At 35.7% G+C, this 1,192-nt stretch carries 1 pseudogene; it reads right to left on the reverse strand.

The window, feature by feature from the left end:
* Positions 1 to 63: 63 nt before the first annotated feature.
* Positions 64 to 1,192, reverse strand: a pseudogene (locus QUA78_RS33065) (IS1634 family transposase); the annotation flags it as partial.

A 1,192-nucleotide genomic window follows, 5' to 3' on the forward strand; every position in this document is an offset into this window, starting at 1 on the left:
AGCAAATTGTCTTGACTAATTAATGAAAATTATTCACAAATATCTACACCTCGATCTCAATCGTTATTCACTTGAAACTATTAAATAGTATTGACAGCAATACTTTCCTAAATGCCGCAAGATATCTTGGTGATCTTGGGTTAAATTGCTGACATGATTCGAGCCATTTATCGTCACTAAATGCACCGCCTGAAACATCTGAAATATCCAGCGCATTGTTGGCTTATTGGTCAATTTTTTTACCTGATTCTTCACTTGCTCATTGGTAGCTTCTAATTGTTGTCTCAATTTCCTTTGCGCTAGGTTATACACGCTTCATACACAGTCCCATTATCATTCCGATTGCTTCAATTCGCTCCGGCTTTTTCACGAATACGCTGGCAGTAAAAAATAACGGATCTTTGATAAATCTAAATCCTCTCTCATTACTTTGCTGCGCTTTGTATTCCGATAATACCTGTGAATTGCTCACTGCTTTAGTATCTAAGATATTTGTGGCTAATATAAATCTCCCAGCTTTGACTTTTTCCGCTTCGATTGCTGAAATTAGGGGTTCTATTTCACCCGTTACTTGATAGAGTCTTGTCTGTGTATTGCTCGATTTTTTGAGCTTTATTTTTGTTGTTTTAACTGGTTTTTTTTGGGATTTAATTTCTGTTATTTGGTGATATTTCCATGAATCTGATAACTTTTTTATTGCAATTTATGCATCGGTAATACAAGCAAAGTTTTGTATGGATAGCTTACGCAGTGAGGCTTTGGCTGATTTTAACTGTTTCTCTACTTGCTTGATTATTTTTTAAAAATCTGCTTGTTTTCTGATTTAACTTTCTATTACTAGCCATCTTTGTTTGATGTTGGCCTACTCACTGGTTTTGGTTGCTATTTTATAGCCTTTTATTTGAGAGTTTTCCCAGTCACTATCTTCAATGTTGCAGATTTTATTTGGAGCTGATTTGATGCTGAATGGCACTCTGGTTATCCATTTCATTTCTGCCATTGCTGACAAATTTTCCGCTGTGTATAAGGCACTATCTGCTACACAGATTCCGTCAAATGTCCACTGATTTTTAAACTCTTTCAATCTTGACACAAAGACACTTTTATCGTCGGCGTTTCCGTCATCTATTTTGAGATATAATGGTACGTCTCCATCTCCACTTACGATCGTATCAATGATAAATTGTTTGAG

The organism is Microcoleus sp. K4-B3 (genome assembly GCF_036704615.1).
Lineage (GTDB): Bacteria > Cyanobacteriota > Cyanobacteriia > Cyanobacteriales > Microcoleaceae > Microcoleus.